Here is a 21,498-nt window from a genome sequence, read left to right as displayed (position 1 = left end):
ACTTATGGCAGATGATGGATCAAAACAATCGGCAACGATATGGCCTTTACCAAAATTTTATTTTAAAGTAAAATGGGACGATAAGGAATTATCTTTTCAGGAAGTTTCTGGGTTAGAAACAGAAACGCAAGTAATTGAGTATAGACATGGAAATAGTCCTGTTTTTTCAACAATTAAAATGCCTGGAATTGCTAAAACTGGAAATGTAACGATGAAAAAAGGTGTATTTACAGGAGATAATAATTTCTGGGATTGGTATAGTCAAATTAAGATGAATACAATCAAAAGAAAAACAGTGGTTGTAAGTTTATGTGATGAAGATGGAAAACCACAAATGACATGGACTTTATCAAATTGTTGGCCAACAAAAATTACTGGAACTGATTTAAAATCAGATGCAAATGAAGTGGCAATTGAAACAATTGAAATCGCTCATGAAGGAATTACTATAGCAACATAAAAATGAATATTAATACTTGGTATCCAGCAACTGGCTTCTTTTTTCAAGTAGAAGTTGCTGGATTTGAAAAAGATTCAGATTTACTATTTAAAGAAGTGACAGGTCTAAATGTAGAAGTCGGCTCTGAAGACTTGGTCGAAGGAGGAGAAAATACATTTACATGGTCTTTACCAAAACAACCAAAATCTGGAACTTTTTCTTTAAAAAGAGGTATGTATGCTGGAAGTTCCAATTTTACACAATGGGTTTTAGATACAATTCATACAAATTATACAGAGCCAATTACTCTAAGAGAAATTAAAATTAAGTTATTGGATATGACAGGGATTTCTTATGATAATTATAGTGTGGATTATATAAAACCAATTGTAATTTGGACTATAAGTAATGCTAGACCTACAAAATATAATGTTTCAGATTTAGATTCTATGAAAAATGAAGTTTTGTGGGAATCAATAGAATTTACTTATACAAATTATAGAAAAGAAATATGCCAATAGAAATTAGAGAATTACATATTAAAGTGAATATTAATTCTTCCAAAGATAAAATACAAGAATCTAAAGAAACTAGTAATGTTGAATTAAATAGTTCACTTAAGAAAAGTGTACAGAAATATTGCAAAAATTATATTGATAAAAAATTAAGAGAAGAAAGACGAAGATAAATTTTGGAAAAACTTAAAATAATTTCATACAAAGACGATTCTTATGATACTTCAGGGAAAAATGGTGAATTTACAGTAATGGTAAATCCATCTAGTTATAAACATAATTATACAGTTTCCTATTCTAAAGAAAGTGAAACATCAGGTGCATTATATGTCACTAAAAAGTTTTCTAATCTTGGAGAAGAAGAAATTTCTTTCGATTTCATGCTTGATGATACAGGAGTAATTCCGCGAAATGTTGAAAATGAAGGAAAAAGCGTGGATGATATGGTGGAAGAATTGAAACAATGTGTGTATTCTGTTGATGAAACTGAAAAAGAAATCAGTTATTTAGAATTGAATTGGGGAACCTTAAGTTTAAGATGTCGTTTGAAATCGTTAAGTGTGGATTATTTAATGTTTCGTCCTTCAGGAGAAGCAATTCGTGCAAAAGTGAATATTTCCTTCATGGGACAAACAGATCAAGATCAAAAGGTCGAAAGTTCCAGTAATTCTGGTAATATGACAAAAATTGTAACGATTGAAGAAGGAGATAATTTACCAATGCTTTGCTTCAAAATGTATAATAATAGTGGAATGTATGTGCAAGTTGCAGCTGCAAATGGATTATCCAGTTTGAGTGATTTAAAGGTTGGAGCGAGTTTAGTTTTTCCACCAATTATTTAATTTTTTACGAAAAGAATGGCAGCAGAATCACCAATTACAAAAGATATTGGAATTGTTACTTATGAAATCACTTCTAATGGAAGTGCAATTGATGAAAGTTATGAAGTAACATATATTGAAATAGAAAATGAAGTTAATAAAATACCAAAAGCCACTTTAAAACTTTTTTATACCGCAGAACGACAAGAACAATTTTCAATTTCAAATGCAGATACTTTTGTTTTAGGAAATGAAGTTGAAATTAAAGTTGGGTATAGAGAACAAAATAATTTACTTTTTTCAGGAGTTATTGTAAAACATGGAATGAGTTTTAATGATGAGGATTTCCCAACTCTAGAAATTTTTTTACAAGATAAATCAGTTAATCTATCAATAGGTAGAGTAAATAAATATTATGCAGAAAAAAAAGACTCTGAAATTATTGAAGAAATAATTTCTTCAGCAAGTTTGACTGCAGATGTAGAAGCGACAGATACGCAATATCAAATGCTTGTACAACATTATTGTTCTAATTGGGATTTTATGTTGTTAAGAGCAGATTTAAACGGAAAAATTGTTACCATTTCTAACGGAACAGTTTCTGTAAAAGCACCAAATATTTCTGATGATGCTAAACTTCTTCTTACTTATGGCGTTGATATAGTTAGCTTTAATTTAGAAATTAATTCAGAAACACAATACCCCAAAAGTCAAGGTTTTGGATGGGATTTAAGCACGCAAGAAATTATTCAAACTGAAAGTTCAAATCCAGATGTTAATGAACAAGGAAATATAACTTCTTCCACAATTTCCAGCGATTTAGGAACACAATCAGAAACTTTACAAACGTATGCAGAAGTTGAAGAAGCTACTTTAAAAAGTTGGGCAGACGCTGGACTTCAAAAATCATGGATGAATCGAATTACTGGAACCATTTCTTTTCAAGGAAGTACAAAAGTTGTAGCTGGAGATTTAATAGAATTAAGTGGAGTTGGAGACCGTTTTGAAGGTAAAGCTTTTATTTCAAAAGTTGAACAAATGATTGATAACGGTGATTGGATTACAACAGTTACTATTGGGCTTTCTGAAGAATGGTATGCGGAGAAAAATAAAGTAGAAGCTCCAAATACTTCTGGATTATTGTCTGGAGTTCAGGGTTTAATGATTGGTAAAGTAAAACAATTAGAACAAGATCCTAAAGAATATTATAGAATTTTAGTCACTTTTCCTTTAATGCAAGATGATACAAATGGAGTTTGGGCAAGATTATCCAATTTTTATGCAACCGATACAGCAGGAATCTTTTTCTTACCAGAAATTGATGATGAGGTTGTTGTTGGGTTTTTAAATAATGATCCTACTTCTCCTATAATTTTAGGTTCACTTTATAGTTCTAAATTAAAACCTGGAAATGATTATAATGGAGATGCTTATACAATGGAAAATACAAATTATACAAAAGCAATTCTGACGAAAGCGAATAATAGAGTAGAATTTGATGATGAAAATAAAATAATTACGATTGCTACACTATCTAAAAATGAAGTGATTTTAGATGAAAAAAATAAAGGAATTACAATTCAAGATATGAATAGTAATAAAATACTTTTAAATGAAGATGGAATTACAATTCAAGATAAAAATGACAATCAAATTGTGATGTCAAGTAGTGGAATCGAAATTAAAAGTAATAATGATATAAGTATTAGCGGACAGAATATTTCAGAAAAAGCTTCAGTTGGACTTTCGATGGAAGGCTCAAGTTCTGTTTCAACAAAAGGAGCGCAAATTTCAAATGAAGCTGATGCAGCATTTTCTGCAAAAGGAAATGCAAGTGTTGAAGTTAGTTCTTCTGGAACAACAACAGTGAAAGGAACATTAGTAATGATAAATTAAAAGAATATGATGGCAGCAAGATTAACAGATATGCATACTTGTCCGATGCAAACACCAGGAGTTCCACCAATTCCTCATGTTGGAGGACCTGTAATTGGTCCAGGAGTTCCAACTGTTTTAATTGGAGGATTACCAGCTTCTGTAGTTGGAGATAGTTGTACTTGTGTAGGTCCACCAGATTCGATTGTTAAAGGTTCATCTTCTGTGATGATTGGAGGAGTTCCTGCAGCAAGAGTTGGTGATACAACTGCTCATGGAGGATCAATTATAATGGGATGTGCAACAGTAATGATTGGAGGATAAGATGGATGATAATTCTTTTTTAGGAAAAGGATGGGCATTTCCACCAAACTTTGAAGAAGTAAATAAAACTAATGAAATGGTTGAAAAAGAAGTAGACATTCATCAAAGTTTAATCATTCTTTTAGGAACAGTTCCTGGTGAACGAATTATGCATTTTGAGTATGGATGTAATTTAAAACAATTTCTTTTTGAAAGTATTTCTCCTTCTTTATTTGCAAGAATGCGTATGGTAATTACAGATTCTATCGTGCGATTTGAAGCGAGGATAAAACTTGAAAAAATAGATTTTAAGTTTGAAGATTCTGTTTTATATATCACAATTAATTATAAAATTAGACAAACAAATGTAAGTCGAAATCTAGTGTATCCATTTTATATTATGGAAGGAGGAAATTTGTAATTAAGAATTAAGATAAAAAATGAAAAGATTTAATTTATTAAAAGGAACAAGTCAATTAACTAGAAATCTTACTTATTTGAATCCAAATTCGATTAAAATAAGTGAGCTTTCAGAAGAGGAATTGTTCTATTTTTTATCTGAATATGCAAAGAGAATTATTTTCTTTGGAAAGAATAAAACTTCTGATTGGAGTGATTTTTTTGAGGGTGATAATTTTATTCTTTTAATACGAATTGCACGTTTTGATGAATTTGATTTCGAAACAAATGTATTGCCAATTTTGGATAGAATTTCCATTTTAAATAATGAAGAAACAAATCAGAATTTAGTTCAGAATTTCGCAGAAGATATTGCAAATACTTCACTGATTATAAACGGAATTCGAAAGAAATTAGTGCGAGATTTTGAAACTTCTGAAATTATTAATGAGATTACAAATTCTATTGATACTAAACTTAAAAGTAGGCTCAGAATATTATATAGTTATAAATATTCTTGGTCAAAAGAATTAGATGATAAATTTCAAATTTTACTAAAAGATTGGAATGTAAATCCTGATATTGATTTTATGTTTTCAGAAGCTTTCTTAATGAATCAAAGACAAATTGATATTCTAAAGGAAGTTTACAATAGTTACTACAATTTAATTCACTTTTTTTCTACAAAAGCGAGAAAAATGTTGATTAAAAGTATGTCGCATTTTAAAACCAAAAAAACACATATTGGTTTAATGATGGCTTTTTTAAAATTGTACAATGAAAATCAAAATCAATTAAATACATTAACTAAGAAACATTTAGATTATTATTATAAAGATATTTTACAACAAAAAATAGCTTCTGCTGTTGTAGACGAAACTTTTTTAGTTCTTTCTTTAAAAGAAAAATTTCAAGAATTAAAACTTCGACAAGGAACTTTTTTTCAAGGAGCAAAAAATGAAAATAATCTTCCGATTTTATTTCAAACTAAAAGAAATGTTTCAATTGGAAATTATCGTGTAGAACGTGCCTATTTATTAGAAAAAACTAAAAATAATATTTATAATCAATCTTTAGATAATCAAATCATTACAGGTTTTTTTGTTTCTTCTTTCATTAGACCTAAAAAATCCGAATCTCTTTCTTTACAATTCAAAGAAAATATTCAAGCAATTACTGGATATTCTGTGATTTCAAAATTGTTGAAAATTGAGCCTGGAAATAATAAAATTTCTGCTGAAATTATTTTTTCTGAAGAAGCTTTTACATCTTTTTTGAATTATTTAAATATCTATGAAGAAGCGAATAAACAAAATAAAGATTATAGTTTATATGTGATTTTTCAAACGGCTTTTCATATTACTTATTTTGAAGGGAAAGAATTTTTATCTATTGAAAATTATGGTTTTTCTATAAATAATGAACGAAATTCGTGGATTTTTGATTTTGAAATTGCTTCAACAGATTTACTTCCTAATAAGAATATTACAAAAAAAGTATCGACGGATGAACCACAATTAGTTTTCGAATTAAAACAGGAAAGCGCTTTGTATTTATATTCAATTATGCAAGAAATGGATATTATTGATTATGTAATTTTTACAAATCGCCCAAAAGTGCAAAATATTCTTGCGAAAAATAATTATGGAGCAATTGAAATTGATAAACCTTTTGAGGTTTTTGGAACAATTCCGAAAAATCAAGATTACCTGATTATAAATGGAATTGATTTATTTGAAAAACCAATTACTAAATTGAATATCACATTTCATTGGCGAGAATTTCCTTTTCAAAGAACAGATTTTCAGACTTATTTTAAAGATTATGAATTATTGGAAGATGTTTCATTTACAGATGATTTCACGAATCAATATTATATAATTCCAAGTTTATATTATGAAAATGAATTGTTGAAAGAATTTAAAGATTTAAAAAATAATATTTTCTTGAATGATACTAATTTTTGCAGTTTTGATTTTCCAGATTTGACTTATTTTTTAAGAGATTTAGAGCCTGAAAAATGTTATTTTAAATTCGATTTATACATGCCAATTTTTGGTTTAGGTCATGAAAAATATACAGAAGTTGTTTCTTTAATTACACAAAAAAATGCTTTTGATCGTAAAAAAGAAAATCCACAACCTTTGCCAAATAAACCATTTTCATTATTCATTGATTACTTAAATATTTCAGTAGATTCTAATCAGAAATATTCTCAATTAACCAGAAAACACAAGGAATTTGAATTGATGCAATTTGTAGAAATCATGCCTTTTGGATATTTAAATCATCATATTGGAGCAAAGAAAAACTTGAAATCTCAATATGAAATGACGACAGAAATGTCAAGTTTAATGTTAGGAATAAATACAATTCCAGATTCAGGAATTATTTCTTTACTTTTTTTAATTGATGAAAATTTTGGAGATGGATATTTTACACAAGAAGAAAATTTAGGATGGTGGTATTTAGAGAATAATAAATGGGTGAAAATCGCAAAAGAAAATGTAAAAAACGATACGACAAATGGTTTGATAAATAATGGTGTTGTGATTTTAAAAATTCCAACGAAAATCAATAAAGAAAATACTATTTTACCAAAAGATTTTTATTGGATTAAAATTACTTCTGAAAGAGAATTTTGCTTTGATCGAATTACAGATATTTATGAAAATGCGATTGAAGTTGTTCGTGATTCTTATAGTGATGTTTCATTTCAAAATGGAATTTTGCCTCAAGGAACAATTCATAAAGCATTGGATTTTTATCCAGAATTAGAAACTGTTTTTCAGCCAATTCATTCTTTTAGAGGAAAACAAGAAGAATCAGAAACTTCTTTTTATCAAAGAGTTAGTGAACGTTTACATCATAAAAATAGAGCTATAAATGGTGTGGATTATGAGAAAATTATTTTAGAACAATTTCCGATAGTTTATAAAGTAAAATGTTTTTCTCCACAAATTTTTTCTGAAGAAGAACGAAAAAAATACCAAAAAGTAATTATTGATCCAGGTTGTGTGAAAATTGTATTAATTCCTGATGTTTTTAAAGCTGATAGTAAACGATTTCCAAGACTTCCAGTAGATAAATTATTAGAAATTAAAAAATATATTTCACAAAAAACATCTCCTTTTGTGCGCTTGGAAGTTTCAAATGCATATTATGAAGAAGTAAAAGTTTTTTGTAAAGTAAAATTTTATGAAAGCTTTGAAGATGTGAATCAAATTGAAAAATTAAATCAAGATATAATTGATTTTATAGAACCAACTCTTTCTGAAATAGATGAAGAAGAGTTTGGAAGAACAATTTACAAATCAGAGGTTTTGGCTTTTATTCAGAGTTTGTCTTATGTTAGATTTGTGACATCTTTCTCAATGATTAAAGTGTATGAAGATGTAAATAAAAGCTTTACGTTATTAGATACAGCTCGACAAGAAGTCGGAGAAGAAGAAATACATTCTGCTTTCCCATGGTCTGTGATGTTGTCAGTTCGTGAACATGAAATTGAAACACATGATCATTTAAATTATTTAAATGCAGAACCAAGAGGAATTGGAAATATGAATATAGAATCAGATTTTATAATAGGCTAAATTAGTTGAGATATGGCAATGCGTGACAGAAAAACACTGAAAACATTATTTCAAAAAGGAAGCATGCCTTCTGAAGAAAGTTTTGCAGATGTTATAGATTCTACAATAAATAAAATTGACGATGGTTTTTCAAAATCTTTGGAAGATGGCTTAATGCTTTCTCCAATTGGAAAATCGAATAAAGTTTTATCTATTTTTAAGAAAATTACAAATAAAGTAGCAGATTGGTCTTTTAGCCTTCAAACAAAAGAAGAAAAAGAAGATGTACTGCACATCCAAAATAAAAATCAAGAAATTCCTTCCATGACTTTTACAGAAAAAGGAAATGTAGGAATTCAAACAATTACTCCAAATACAGCTTTAGATGTAAATGGTTTTGTTAGTTCAAAAGGAAGAGTTGGAAATCTTACAGAAGTTTCAACAGTTCCAGCAGATGGAAGTTGGCACACAATTTTAGATGAATTAAATCATTGTACAGCTTTTGAAATTATGGCTAGAACAGGAGTCTATCATACAGGAATTCATGTTGTAATGCATGCAATTGCTTTAAGTTCTTATGGAAATTCTTTTGCAAGAATTCGTAAAACAAATGCAATGTATAGTTTTTGGAAACCGATTCGAATTCGTTTGCGTTGGGTTGGGACAACATATGATTATAAATTACAAATGAAAACAACTCGAAATCTTGGTGTAAATACAGTAATAAAATATCATATTACTCAGCTTTGGGATGATGAAATAATGGGAGATGAAAGTCATTATACAAATTCAAAAACTTCTTAAATGGAATCAAAATTTATTCGTAAAAATGAAGAACTTCTTGAAACACTTGATTTTAATAAATTAAGAGAAAAAGGAATTTCGTATTTACAAGAATTTGTTGGGGAAGTTTGGACAGATTATAATGTACATGATCCTGGAGTTACGATTTTAGAGCAACTTATTTTTTCTCTAACAGAATTAGCTTATAAAACAGAATTTGATTTCAAAGATTTGTTAGCTTCTCAAAAAAATGAAAAACTAAAAAATACCTTTTATTCAATTCCGGATATCATGACTTCAAATCCAATAACAATCAACGATTTTCGCAAGATTATTGTTGATCAAGTTGAAGGAATTGCAAATATTTGGATTTATCCTTTAAATAGTTTTTCTAATAAAAAAAATATAAAAGGATTATACATCGCATTTGTAGAAAGAAATACTTATAATGATGGAGTTTCTAATGAAGCATTAGGCTTAAAAGTAAAAAAAGTTCTAAATTTTTATTCTAATTTGAGTGAAGCTTTTGAAGAAATTATTGTTTTAGAAAAACAAGAAATTTATATTCAATCAGATATAGAAGTTGCCAAAAATTATATGGCAGAACAAATTCATGCGGAAATTTTATTTCATATTGAAAGAAAAATCAAAAGAGCAATTAGTTTTTATTCACTAAAAGAAATGCAACAACAAGGATATTCAATTTCTGAGATTTTTGAAGGTCCAAGATTAATGCATGGTTTTGTTCATGAAAAAGAATTAAAAGAAAAAGATGGTATTTTTTTTAATAATCAATTGATTCGAGAAATTAAAAAAGTAGATGGTGTAAAAGCAATTAAATCTTTCAATATTCTTGTGAAAAATGATGTAGATGGGAAAATAACTTATGAAAATTATTTTGATGTTTTAGGTCAAAAAAAAGTAAGAGATTTTGTGATTATCAAATGGAATTCGTATCCATGTTTAGGACAGGAAATGTTTAAAAATGTGAATAATGAAAATTTTATCCGATATTATGCAGAAGATGTTAGAATCTCTTTATTTCAAAAAGATGTAATGAGATTGTATAATAAATTGAATGCAAAAATTCGATTACGCTATAATTATTCAATGGAACAGGAAACAAGTTTGAATGTTCCAAAAGGAATTCGAAAACCAATTCAAGAATATTATTCTTTACAAAGATTTTTTCCGAAAATATATGGTTTAACAAGAAGAAATTTGTCCGATAATTTAAATAAATCTCAAAATAGAATGGTTCTTCAATTAAAAGGATTTCTTTTATTTTTTGAGCAGATTATAAATAATTATATCGCACAATTATTTCGTTTTACAGAATTATATAGCTTAGATAATTCTGTCAATGTTTCTTATTTTACGCAAATTCCATGGGATGTTCCTGAGATACATTTGCTTTTAAAAAAACATGAAGATGAAGATTTTTTATTGATTTTTGAAAAATCGGTAAAGAAAATTATTGCACAAATTGATGATTTTGAAACAAGAAGGCAAAAGTTTTTAGAACACTTATTAAATAGATTTGGAGATGATTCTTATGCTTTCTTTATTGATAAATTTAACTATTATTATAAAGAGAAATCGCATGAAAAATTCGGAATCTCAAAGAAGATAAAATTACTAGAAAATTATTCTTGGATAAGTGCGCATAAATCAAGAGGATTTGATATTTCGAAAGGATTTTGGAAAGAAGAATCTAATATAAATGATTATACAAATCTTTCTGTTGTTGAAAAGAAAATTAGAATTCTTTTGGGAATGGAAGTTGAAGTTGAAAAAAAAGCAACAATTTTAAGTCCAAAAGTAGATTTTAAAACAAAAGTTCACGCACATGATATTGTACATGTTCGAATTGATGTTTCCAATGAATCTGTAAAAGGTTTTTGGGAAGCGGATAAAGAAAAAATGGAACAAAATGAAGATCTGATCAAAGATATCAAAATTGATGAAGAATTATTTAAAAGAGGAATTTGGGAAGAAAACTTTGGTGTTGTTAAATGTGTTCATGAAGAAAAAAATCAATATAAATTATTATTTGAATTAAAAGTTATTCCAAAAGAAAAAGAGCTAATTCATGAAGTTTTAGATGATGAAAGAACAAAAGAGCAAATTATTAAATACAAAAAAAATAAACACACAAAACCTTTATCGTATTTAGAATTTCGTTTGGATGATAAATTTATGTATTATATGGTTTTTTCAAACCAAAATCCAGACGACACAAATCCATTACGAATTTGGAAAGAAATTGCAAGTTATGAAAGCGAAGAAAAAGCTTTTAATGCATTAAAATTAATGCAAGAGAAATTGATAAAATTAAATTTAGATAGTGAAACATTTTATCTTGTGGATCATTTGCAATTACGACCAAAACAAAATGAAAATTTCCTGAATATTTTATTGACAGATCCTGATTCTGATTGGACTTTTCGATTTAGAAATGGATTTAAAATAGGCGAGTTACATCAAGAAATTGCAAAAGAAGTTGCAATTATTCGTGAGCATAAATTACGTGTTGAAAAAACTTATGGAAAATGGAGGATTGTTGCAAAAAGCGCTCATGAAAAACTTGGAGAAATAGATCAAGAATATGATAATAAGGAAATTGCAGAAGCAAAAAAAGAAGAGGTTCAGCAGTTTTTCGATACTTTATCAGATGTAGATGTGCAAAATTCTAATAAGATTAAATTCAAAAGAACTTTTAAAAATATTCCACATTTATATGAAGATTATTCTTTTATAATTACCATTTTTCTGAGCTCTTGGACAGCAAGATTTTCAGATTTAGAGTTTAGACATTTGTTGCATAATTTGTTTAGAAGAAATATTCCAGCACATATTTGTATTCAATTGAAATGGATTTCTTTGGAAGATATGTGTGAGTTTGAAAAATTATATTCAAAATGGTTAATTGAGCATCGAAAAGAATCGAAAGATTTTAAAATTTTAAATTCGTATTCTAAAGAAATTATGTCATTTGCAAAAAAGGTTTAAATGCAGAATTCTAGGCATAAAATAGATAAATTAAAATTTCATGTTTCTTATGATAATGAACGAAAATCTAAAGAAATTGGTGATAAAATTAGTCGAAGTTTTCATGAGCGAATTTCAACTATTTTAGAAGAAGTTTTAAACGAATTTGATGATGAATTTGCAACATTTAAATTTGAAAGTTTAGAATTAGATTTACCACAAATTCAAGAAAATAAACTAGAAAATTTATTACCAGAAAAGATAAAAGAAACGCTTCGTGAACTTTTACAAGAAAAATTTAATTCACTGAAAAAAAATAGTGATGCAATTGAAGTTGAAAGTGAAGAAAAAAGAAACTTATACTTAGTACAATTTTATTTAAAAAATGGATTTTTACCTTGGTGGGCAAATTCTTTGAGTAAACAAAAGTTTTTTACAATTTTAGAAAAAGTAATTGAAAATCATTTTCAAAAATTTGTAGAAATTTTGAGAGAAAATATTCGAAATTCTGTTTTTGTAGAACGATTAATTATCACTGCGAAAATTCCGAAAATCGAACGAATTATCAAGAAATTATCGCCAAATGAAGCAACTTTTATTTTACAAGCGATTCAAACAACAAAGAAAGTTCAACGAAAAAAACAATTATTTAAAATTGCATTTTCTCGTTTTGAAATAGAGATTTATAAGATTGTTTTACAGTATTTGCTTTTAGAAAGAGGTTCTATTTTTAATACAAAAGATTTCGTTCGACATTTATTTTTTGAATTAGCTTCCAATTATAATGAAAATCAGATTTCATTTTTTATAAAAATGCATCAAACCATTTTAGAAACAGGTTTTTCTTCGAATTTGCCTTCTGATTTTATTTCTGTTTTACAATTGATTTATAAAGATTTACAATTAGAAATTAAAAACAAGAATAAGATTTCAGAACAAAAAAAAGCTTTTTTATTGCCAGAAGAAATAACGGAAGAAAGTTTAAAAAAATGGAATGAAGAAATTCAAAAACGAATTGCAATTGATTCTATATTTTTAAAAGAATTATTAGAGAAAAAAGAATTAGTTGAATCTTATTTTTCAGAAGAAACAAAGAGGAAAATAAATAAAATTGAAATTCAAGAAATTAAAGAAAAAGAAGAATTTTCAAGTTTATTATTATATCTAAAAACAGGAAGTTTAGAAGTAATTCAGAATTTTACTTTTCAAGAAATTCTTAAGATTTACAAAAAAAATATTCGTAGAAAATCAAAAGAAATTGTTCTCTTTTTTAAACAAGAAGGAAAAAAAGAAACAGTTCAGAAAAAAATTGTTCAATTACTGAATACAGCACAAATAAAACAATTAATTCAACTTTTAGAACCTTCTAATTACGAAGCAATTTCTGATTTTTCAGAGAAAATAGACATTTTATCAGACAAAAGAAAAGAGATAACAAATCAAACGAGTTTTAGAAAAAAGAAATGGGAATTTATTCTGATTTCAATTTTGACAGAAAAAGGTTCTGTTTTTAATTTTCGGGAATTTATTAAACGAACTTTACAATTGATTTCTAAAAGTTATTCGATTTCCTATAGAGAATTATTACAAGAATTAATGCACGATTTTTCTAGGATAAAAGCTTTTGGAAAGTTTGGTTTTTTGAAAGAAATCCTTGAGGGTTTACATGTTGAAGAATCGACAAAAGAGAAGAAAAAACAGAAAGAGAAACAATATAAATCGCTTTTTGGAATTGTAGATTTTTTAAGTTTAGAAGAAAAAAGAGAAGTTTTACAGTTGTTTCAATTTATTCAAGAAGAATCAGATTTGAGTTTGTTTTTAGTACGATATGAAGAAGCAATTAAAAAGCGAATTTTAGAAAAAAGTATAATTGTAGAAAATGTGATTTTTTTCCTATTAGAAGGATTTTTACAATTTTCTGCAAAGAAAAATGAAACCACAATATTTCAAACAATTATTGCTTTTGAAAGAAAAAAGACTTTTCAAGATGGTGTTTTAAAACAGACTTTACAAGAAATTAAAAATTCGTATGAAACGAAAAATGAAGAGTTAGTTTACTATTGGAATTGGTTGGAATATTTTTTAATAAAAAGAGAAAATCCTTGGTGGGAAAAAAAAGAAAATTCATTTGAAAAGATATTTTATTTTTTATTTCAGAAAGACAAAATCAAATTAAAAAAACTATTGGAATCTAATTTTTTGGATAAGAATACTTTGTATTTTATTTCAAAATATACAGATAGAAAACTTCAAAAAGAGATTTTAAAATTATTATTTCCTACAAATGAAAATCAATTAATACAATATTTTGATTTAATAATTTCAATATATAAAATGTTTAAAATTATTAATATAAATGAAGAAAAAGGAGTTGTTTGGATTGATTTTGTAAAGATTTTATTAGAAAATAAAACGTACAAATTTGAAAATTTCCTTCGAATTCATTTTCAATATTTAGGAAAAAAATATTTGGTTTCTTATAATGAAATTATTCATGTTTTTTACCAAGTAATTATAAAAGAAAATATTTCTTCTTTTGAGAAAATATATTTAGTTATTCAGAAAATAGAAAAAGAATTAGAACAACAAAAAGAGAAATCAGAGTTTGATACATTAGATAAAAAAGAGCAATTTGTTTTTCAAAATTTATCGATTAAATCTACTAGAAAAGTGGAAATTTATTTGATTTTAATGTTGTCGAAGTTTAAGAAAACAGGAAATGTTTTTGAACTTTTAAAAATAGAAGAATGGTTTTGGAAATATAAAAATATTATTGATGAAAATATATTTTTAGAACTTTTCAAATTATTGGAGTTTTCAGAAAATGAGATTTCAAATGTTCTACAAAATTTATCTAAAAAAGCGAGAAAAGAAGTTTTTATTCAAAATAAAAAAAGCGAGAAGTGGAAAGTGTTTATTGAAAAATGGCAAAAAATATTAAATAAGAATGAATTGCAATTCACCAATGAAATTCAATTGTTTTTAGAACAAAAAATACTAATGTTCTTACTTTATAAATCGAGTCAAAATTTAGATGAATTTATAGCAAGTTTTTGGAATAAATTTGAAAAAGAATTTATTTTAAATAAAAAGAAAAAAGAACTTGTATTTCTAGATTTTCAACAAGAATTTAAAACAGAAAAAAGAGATTTTGAATCAAAAAAAACAGAAGATTCAAAGAAAATAAATGAAAAGTTGCATATCTTGTATAAAGAAGAAAAAGAAGAGGAATTAGTTTTTGAAAATGTTACAATTTTTAATGCAGGATTAATTCTTTTTTGGCCATTTATAACACAGCTTTTTCAGATGTTGGAATTATTAAATGGGAATAAATTTAAAGATACAAATTCGCAAGTTCGAGCAATTTTTTTATTACATTATTTGGTTTATAAAGAAGAAAGTTGTGCGGAGTTTGAAGTGTATTTAAATAAACTTTTATGTGGATTTCCGTTAAATTCTCCTATAGAAACAGATTTTACTTTGGAAGAAAAAGAAAAGGAAATTTTAGGGAGTTTGTTACAAGGAATTAAAGCAAATTGGTCGCCAATGAAAACGAGTTCTGATGAAGCTTTAAAAGAAACATTTTTACAAAGAGAAGGTGTTCTAATTCACAAAGAAAATGAGATAGAATTGCATATTGAAAAGAAAACAGTAGATATTTTATTAGAAAAATTAAGTTGGAGTTTTACAAATATTAAATTACCATGGATGGAAAAAGTTTTGATAGTGAAATGGATTTAATGATTAGAAATAATCATGTGAATACAAATACGATTTTAGAAGAAATTTTATGGTTTGAGAAAATTTTAGAAGTTCGTTTTAACTTATATTTTAATAATGAAACAGCTTTTAGTTCCATCAATGAAATTCTTGCACCAAATTTATCTGAAAACACTTCATTTTATGCAAGTTTTGTGAAATCTTTAAACTTAAATTTTCATGAAAGATTGGTTTTTATTTTAGCTTTAATTCCACATATAAAACCTGCTGTTTTAGATATTTTATTCACTAAAAATGAAAGATTTGACAAAGCTTTTACAGAATTTGGTGGAGCAAATAGCGATTCGCATAAAGGTTTTATTCCAACAATTGAAACTGCTTTGTTTTTATTGGCTGGAAATAATTTAGGAAAACGAATAGAATTTTTATCTTATTTTGAAACAAATCATATTTTTTCAGAACGCAAAATTTTTGAGAATTTTGAAGAAAATACACAATTTTTTAAAGCAAATAATCCATTAAAATTAACTTTAGAAACATTGAAATTTATTTTTTCTGGAGAGAAATTAACGCTGACATATTCTGCAAATTTTCCAGCAAAAAGAATAACAACAAAATTGAAATGGGAAGATTTGGTTTTGCAAGATTTTGTTTATGATGAATTAGATGATATTGTTACTTGGGTGAATTATAGTCAAGAAATTTTGATGGATTGGGATTTGCATAAAAAAGTAAAAAATGGTTTTCGAGCTTTGTTTTATGGACCTCCAGGAACAGGAAAAACTTTGACAGCAACTTTGATTGGAAAATTGACAGATTTAGATGTTTATCGAATAGATTTGTCTATGTTGGTTTCAAAATATATTGGAGAAACAGAGAAAAATTTAGCAAAAGTATTTGATGTTGCAGAACATAAAAATTGGATTTTATTTTTTGATGAAGCAGATGCTCTTTTTGGAAAACGAACGATGACATCATCTTCAAACGATCGACATGCAAATCAAGAAATTGCATATTTATTACAACGAATTGAAGATTATAATGGAATAATAATTTTGGCGAGTAATTTAAAAGGAAATTTAGATGAAGCTTTTTCAAGACGATTTCAATCGATGATTTATTTTCCGATTCCTGAAGCAGATGAAAGGTATTTGTTGTGGAAAAAAGCTTTTGGAGATAAATTAGCTTTAGATAAAGATGTTGATTTGTTTGAAATTTCCAAAAAATATGAAATTGCAGGAGGAGCAATTAGTAATATTTTACGTTATTGCGCAATTAAAGCAAAACAACGAAATACAAACATTGTTTTGCTTTCAGATATAGAAAAAGGTATTCGAAAGGAATTAAAAAAAGTAGGAAAGGAATAAAGGACTACTTTTTCAAATTATAATTCAAATTGACTTTTCATCATAGTTAAATAAGTGGAATCATCCATTTGTTTTCTAGCTTCCACTAATTGCTCTGCATCTTTTCCAACAACAAAACGAATTTGATCAGATTTATCTATAGCTGCATTATAAATTGTTTCTGCAACCAATTCTGCTTCGGAACTTATCGTTCCCATATTTCCAAAAGCGGTTAAAATCTTCTGTGTAAATTTTTGATATTCCTCTAAATTTTCATTTAGATTTAAATCGAAAGAACTTGTTGCAAAATTTGTGTTTATCACACCTGGTTCGATTAATTTCACTTTAACACCAATTGCTTCTAATTCATAAGAAAGTGCTTCAGACATTCCTTCTACAGCAAATTTAGATCCGTGATAAAGTGTTCCAAGCGGGAATGTTATTTTTCCTCCCATTGAAGAAACATTTAAAATAATTCCAGCTTTATTTTTTCTAAAATGAGGAAGTAATTCTTTGATAACCATTAAAGGTCCAATTACATTTACTTCCATTTGTCTTCTAATTTTTTCTTCTGAAGTTGCTTCTAATAAACCATACGAACCGTATCCTGCATTATTTAGTAAAACATCAATTTTTCCAAATTTTTCAATTCCAGTTTTCACTGTTTTTTGAATCGTTTCTTGTTTGGTAACATCTAATTCTGAAACTAAAACATTTTTTAAATTATATAATTCTGTATCTTCTACTGGATTTGTTCTAATTGTAGCAATCACATTCCAACCTTTTTCTTGAAAATATTTAGCCGTTGCGCGACCAATTCCACTGCTACATCCTGTGATTAAAATTGTTTTATTCATTTGTGTAAATTTTTTAATTTGTTATTGATAAGGCAAAATTAAAGCAGTAAAAAAGGAGGGAAGAACACAAAATACGGAAAGAAGAACACAAATTAATTTTCTAAGCATTTTTGAATTAAAACATAAACAAACCTTTAACGAAACAGCATTTGTTTTATGAGTAACTTTAATAGAAACCAACGAAATCAACATGCCAAAAAAGAATTCACATAGGTTTATAAGTTTCTTTGCAATTACTATTTGTTTGTATGGATATTTATCAATAAACATCGGACTTCCAGCTTATCCATCTTTGACAGAATATTTTGGAACATCCAAAAGTTTTGTGAAAATGTCGATTACAATTCTTCTATTAGGATTTGGTTTTTCACAGTTTATTTGGGGAACGTTATCCGAAAAATTTGGAAGACGTTCTATCATCATTATTGCAACAATAATTGCTGTTTTTGGAAGTGTTTTAACTTCATTTTCAACTTCTATTATTTTTTTTACAATCGCAAGATTTATCGAAGGATTTGGAGCAGGATATGCTTCTGTTTTATCAAGATCCATTATTGCAGATTCTTCTGATGAAGAAAGATTACACAAAACAATGTCGCATTTAGTTGCGATTGTTGCATTTGCTCCAGCAATTTCACCAATTATTGGAGGAGAAATATTTCATGCAACTTCTTGGCGAATGATATATGTCGTTTTAGCTGTTGTCGGAGGAATTTTATTGTTAAGTTCTGTTTTTAATTTAAAAGAAACACATAAATCCGCAGATCTAAAATTAGATTTAAAATCCTGTTTTATTGTTGTGAAAAAAGCTTTTTTACACCGAAAATTTATGGGATATTTTTTGCCTTATAGCATTTTATTTAGTGGATTAATTACATTTTATACCATTTCACCATATATTTTTATTGAGCAATTTGATTTTACTGAAAACACATACAGTTACTTACTTTTAGTGATTGGAGCTTTTTATGCTTTTGGTTCATTTTTATCCAGAAAATTAGTCAAATTGATTGAAACTAGAAATGTATTAAAAATTGGATATTCATTGGCTTTTACAAGTGTTGCTTTTTCATTTTTGTTTTCTTTTTTAGGTTTATTTGATTTTTATGTTGTTTTAGTTACGATGAATATTTATGCAGTAAGCTGTGGAATTATTAGCCCAATTTGTAATACAAAAGCAATTATAGCATTGGATAAAGAGGAAAATGCAAGAGGAAATAAAGGAATTACTTCCTCGCTTTTAGGAGGTGGAAATATGATTTTTTCTAGTTTACTTTCCTTTTCAATTACAAATATTCTTTTTGATGATATGTTTAAACTTAGTTTTTATATTTCAGGAATTATCATTGTTAGTTTTTCACTTTATTGGGTTTTAATTCAAAGATTAGAATTAGAAACTATTGAGTGATTTTAAATTAATTCACTTCTCGATATTTATTTGGTGAAATACCTGTTTTTGTTTTGAAAAGTCTACTGAAATAATGAGGATAATTAAAACCTAACAAATAAGCAATTTCAGATACAGAATCTTCAGTAGAAAGTAAAAGATGTTTTGCTTTATCAATTAAGAAATCGTTGATATGATCTTTAGCACTTTTTCCTGTTTCTTTCTTTAATAAATCGCTTAAATAATTATCCGAAAGATTTACTTTATCTGCTAAATAATGAATAGAAGGAATTCCATTTTCCGCCAATAAACCAGATTTATAATAATTTTTTAAAATAGATTCTACTTCTGAAACAGTTGATTTATTTTGTGTTGCTCTTGTATGAAATTGACGTTCATAAAATCGTAAACAATAATTTAATAAGAGCTCTAAAGAAGAAACAATAACACGTTGACTATGATTATCAATTCGTTCATTATATTCTTCTTTAATATTCTCTACGCAATCTGTCAGAATTTGCTTTTCTTTATCTGATAAATGTAAAGCTTCATTGGCTTCATAAGAGAAAAATGAATATTCATCAATTTGATTTCCTAAATGTGTTCCATGAATTAAATCAGGATGAAAATATAACATCCATCCATTTTCTTGATCAAATTCCATTTCAGATTTTGCTGAAACAACTTGTCCTGGAGAAGTGAAGACCAAAACACCTTCTTCAAAATCGTAATTTCCTCTACCGTATTGAATGCCGCAAGAAGCACTTTTTAAACCGATATAATAAAGATCTAAAGTTACTTTTACATTAATCATTTCTTTGGTGATTTTCAATTTTGAAACATCAATTACAGTAATTAATGGATGTTTTGGTTTTTCATAACCAAAGATTTCATGCATCTGTGTAATAGAATCGATTTTTAAAATTTCATTTGACATAAATATTCGTTTTATTCATTGTACAAAATTCGAAACTTTCAAACAAATGAAAGAACACAAATTCCATTTTGTATGACACAAATTACTGAAAAATTGTTTTTAGAAACTCTAAATGTTTTTTTAAATTTGGTACACTTAATATAAAAAATGTAGTTATGAATTGGTATGTAAAAGCCTTAAAACAATACACAGATTTTGAATCAAGAGCAAGTAGAGAAGCGTATTGGACATTCATTTTAATGAATTCTACAATTTCCATTATACTTTTAATTCTTGATTTTGCGATTGGAAGTATCGTTCCAATGATGGGATTAGGAATTTTAAGCGGACTTTATTCATTAGCAGTTTTTGTTCCCTCTTTAGCAATTGCTGTTAGAAGATTACATGATGTTGGAAAAAGTGGATGGTTTGTTCTTTTAGTATTTCTACCAATAATTGGTGGAATTTGGTTAGTAATTTTACTTTTAATGAAAAGTAAAGAAGAAGTAAATGAATATGGAGAAAACCCTAAAGTTGCTCTTTTTCAAAATTCTTCCTTTGCAGAAATTGAAAAAGAAGAAATAAAAGAAAGAGATATTTTATTAATAACATTGATTATTATAATTTTTTTACAAGGAATTATTTGGCCAATTGCGATTTCACAACAATGGTATGATCATATTTTTTATACGTCTTGGGGAGGAATTTCAAGTATTGTTACAGCTCTAATTTTTGTATTATTAATAAAACAAATCAAAAATTTGAAACTACGTAATTTAGGTTTAGTTTTCGCTATTCTAATTTACTTAATGCGATACATTGAACTTATTGGTGGAATATTAAATGAAGGTTTTTATTTATCAAGTCTTTTCATAAAAAGTTAAACAGAAAGAAAACTAGTCATTTGGCTAGTTTTTTTACTATAAAACCTAAAATAATTTTTTCTCATAAAGATTATAATTAGAAAGTAGAAGTTTTTTCTCACCAACTTTTTGAAAATCTAAATTCTCATAAAATTTACAAAGTTTAGGATTTTTAGAATCGGAATCTAATCTTAAGAATTTACAATTTTCTTCTTTTGCTAATTTTTCGATATTTTCTATAATTAATTGACCAAATCCTTTTCCATTAAATGCTTCTTTGATTACAAAAGAATGGATATATTTTGCTTTATCTTTTTGTTTTCCCCAATACAGCAAATCTTGATTCATAATCCGAATCATTCCAATATTTTCATTTGTTTCATTATAAATAAAGAAAAACTCTTTTAATGAAATTCCTTCCTTTACCCAATTTATTTTTTCAATTGGAGGATTTTTCCAATATTGCCAATGATTAATATTTTTCTTATCAATTTTTTCAGCAGATTTTTTAAATAATTCTAAAACTAAATTTAGCTGTTCTTTTTTGATTTGTTTAAAAGTAAAATTCATTTGCTAAAGATATTTGTTATTTCATTTGAAACAAAAGAAGTTTCTATTTTATAGAAAATGATTAAATTAATTAGGGAAAATAAAGAAGAAGAATTGAAAATAATTTCGCAAATTATAAATTTAGATAGACAAAATATGTCG

At 26.7% G+C, this 21,498-nt stretch carries 17 protein-coding genes; 14 read left to right on the top strand and 3 right to left on the bottom strand.

What is annotated here, in order from left to right; translation table 11 throughout:
• Window positions 1-4 precede the first annotated feature (4 nt).
• Genes I1A51_RS08690 through I1A51_RS08635 form a run of 12 tightly spaced genes read left to right on the top strand, consistent with a single transcriptional unit; the run spans window position 5 to window position 16,785 of the window.
• Window positions 5-460, top strand: a complete 456-nt coding sequence (locus tag I1A51_RS08690) for a phage tail protein (protein ID WP_196893059.1) — start codon at window positions 5-7, stop codon at window positions 458-460.
• A gap of 2 nt (window positions 461-462) precedes the next feature.
• Entirely contained in the window at window positions 463-960 is a 498-nt protein-coding gene (locus I1A51_RS08685) for a phage tail protein (RefSeq protein WP_196893057.1), read from the top strand.
• Window positions 951-1,127 carry a DUF5908 family protein gene (locus I1A51_RS08680; RefSeq protein ID WP_196893055.1) on the top strand — a complete coding sequence of 59 codons (177 nt, stop codon included), beginning with the start codon at window positions 951-953 and terminating at the stop codon, window positions 1,125-1,127. Before I1A51_RS08685 ends, I1A51_RS08680 begins: the two co-directional genes overlap by 10 nt.
• 3 nt (window positions 1,128-1,130) lie before the next feature.
• Window positions 1,131-1,796 (top strand): CIS tube protein, encoded by a 666-nt coding sequence (locus tag I1A51_RS08675; RefSeq protein WP_196893053.1) that lies wholly within the window; start codon window positions 1,131-1,133, stop codon window positions 1,794-1,796.
• Between the two features lie 15 nt (window positions 1,797-1,811).
• Window positions 1,812-3,671 (top strand): type VI secretion system tip protein VgrG, encoded by a 1,860-nt coding sequence (vgrG, locus tag I1A51_RS08670; protein WP_196893051.1) that lies wholly within the window; start codon window positions 1,812-1,814, stop codon window positions 3,669-3,671.
• Between the two features lie 9 nt (window positions 3,672-3,680).
• Window positions 3,681-3,974, top strand: a complete 294-nt coding sequence (locus tag I1A51_RS08665; protein ID WP_231373996.1) for a PAAR domain-containing protein — start codon at window positions 3,681-3,683, stop codon at window positions 3,972-3,974.
• The gene (locus I1A51_RS08660; RefSeq protein ID WP_196893048.1) at window positions 3,964-4,374 is read left to right on the top strand and encodes a GPW/gp25 family protein; all 411 of its coding nucleotides are present in this window, start codon (window positions 3,964-3,966) and stop codon (window positions 4,372-4,374) included. Before I1A51_RS08665 ends, I1A51_RS08660 begins: the two co-directional genes overlap by 11 nt.
• A gap of 19 nt (window positions 4,375-4,393) precedes the next feature.
• Window positions 4,394-7,945 carry a baseplate J/gp47 family protein gene (locus tag I1A51_RS08655; RefSeq protein WP_196893046.1) on the top strand — a complete coding sequence of 1,184 codons (3,552 nt, stop codon included), beginning with the start codon at window positions 4,394-4,396 and terminating at the stop codon, window positions 7,943-7,945.
• A 12-nt stretch (window positions 7,946-7,957) separates the two neighbouring features.
• Window positions 7,958-8,728: a hypothetical protein gene (locus tag I1A51_RS08650; RefSeq protein ID WP_196893044.1), complete on the top strand. Its 771-nt coding sequence runs from the start codon at window positions 7,958-7,960 to the stop codon at window positions 8,726-8,728.
• Complete coding sequence (locus I1A51_RS08645) at window positions 8,729-11,719, top strand: hypothetical protein (RefSeq protein ID WP_196893043.1); 2,991 nt, start codon at window positions 8,729-8,731, stop codon at window positions 11,717-11,719.
• A complete protein-coding gene (locus I1A51_RS08640) occupies window positions 11,720-15,439 on the top strand; it encodes a contractile injection system tape measure protein (protein ID WP_196893041.1) in 3,720 nt (1,239 codons plus the stop codon). It abuts the gene before it with no gap.
• Entirely contained in the window at window positions 15,403-16,785 is a 1,383-nt protein-coding gene (locus tag I1A51_RS08635) for an ATP-binding protein (protein ID WP_231373995.1), read from the top strand. The genes I1A51_RS08640 and I1A51_RS08635 overlap by 37 nt, the downstream gene beginning before the upstream one ends.
• A gap of 17 nt (window positions 16,786-16,802) precedes the next feature.
• Here the strand turns inward: I1A51_RS08635 and I1A51_RS08630 are convergent, their stop codons facing one another.
• On the bottom strand, window positions 16,803-17,621 hold the full coding sequence (locus tag I1A51_RS08630; protein WP_196893039.1) for an SDR family oxidoreductase: 819 nt from the start codon (window positions 17,619-17,621) through the stop codon (window positions 16,803-16,805).
• Window positions 17,622-17,811: 190 nt separating this feature from the next.
• On the opposite strand from I1A51_RS08630, the gene I1A51_RS08625 reads away from it, so the two are divergent.
• Complete coding sequence (locus I1A51_RS08625; protein WP_196893037.1) at window positions 17,812-19,029, top strand: multidrug effflux MFS transporter; 1,218 nt, start codon at window positions 17,812-17,814, stop codon at window positions 19,027-19,029.
• A 7-nt stretch (window positions 19,030-19,036) separates the two neighbouring features.
• Here I1A51_RS08625 and I1A51_RS08620 read toward each other — a convergent pair whose 3' ends face one another.
• Window positions 19,037-19,945 carry a helix-turn-helix domain-containing protein gene (locus I1A51_RS08620; RefSeq protein ID WP_196893035.1) on the bottom strand — a complete coding sequence of 303 codons (909 nt, stop codon included), beginning with the start codon at window positions 19,943-19,945 and terminating at the stop codon, window positions 19,037-19,039.
• Window positions 19,946-20,100: 155 nt separating this feature from the next.
• Between I1A51_RS08620 and I1A51_RS08615 the strand changes: the two genes are divergently transcribed.
• The gene (locus tag I1A51_RS08615; protein ID WP_196893033.1) at window positions 20,101-20,808 is read left to right on the top strand and encodes a DUF805 domain-containing protein; all 708 of its coding nucleotides are present in this window, start codon (window positions 20,101-20,103) and stop codon (window positions 20,806-20,808) included.
• A gap of 45 nt (window positions 20,809-20,853) precedes the next feature.
• Here the strand turns inward: I1A51_RS08615 and I1A51_RS08610 are convergent, their stop codons facing one another.
• Window positions 20,854-21,357 carry a GNAT family N-acetyltransferase gene (locus I1A51_RS08610; protein WP_196893031.1) on the bottom strand — a complete coding sequence of 168 codons (504 nt, stop codon included), beginning with the start codon at window positions 21,355-21,357 and terminating at the stop codon, window positions 20,854-20,856.
• Window positions 21,358-21,498: the final 141 nt, after the last annotated feature.

The organism is Aureivirga marina, assembly GCF_015767265.1.
Classification (GTDB): Bacteria; Bacteroidota; Bacteroidia; order Flavobacteriales; family Flavobacteriaceae; genus Aureivirga; species Aureivirga marina.
The sequence above is the reverse complement of the archived record's forward strand: the minus strand, read 5'-3'. Positions and strand labels throughout refer to the sequence as shown.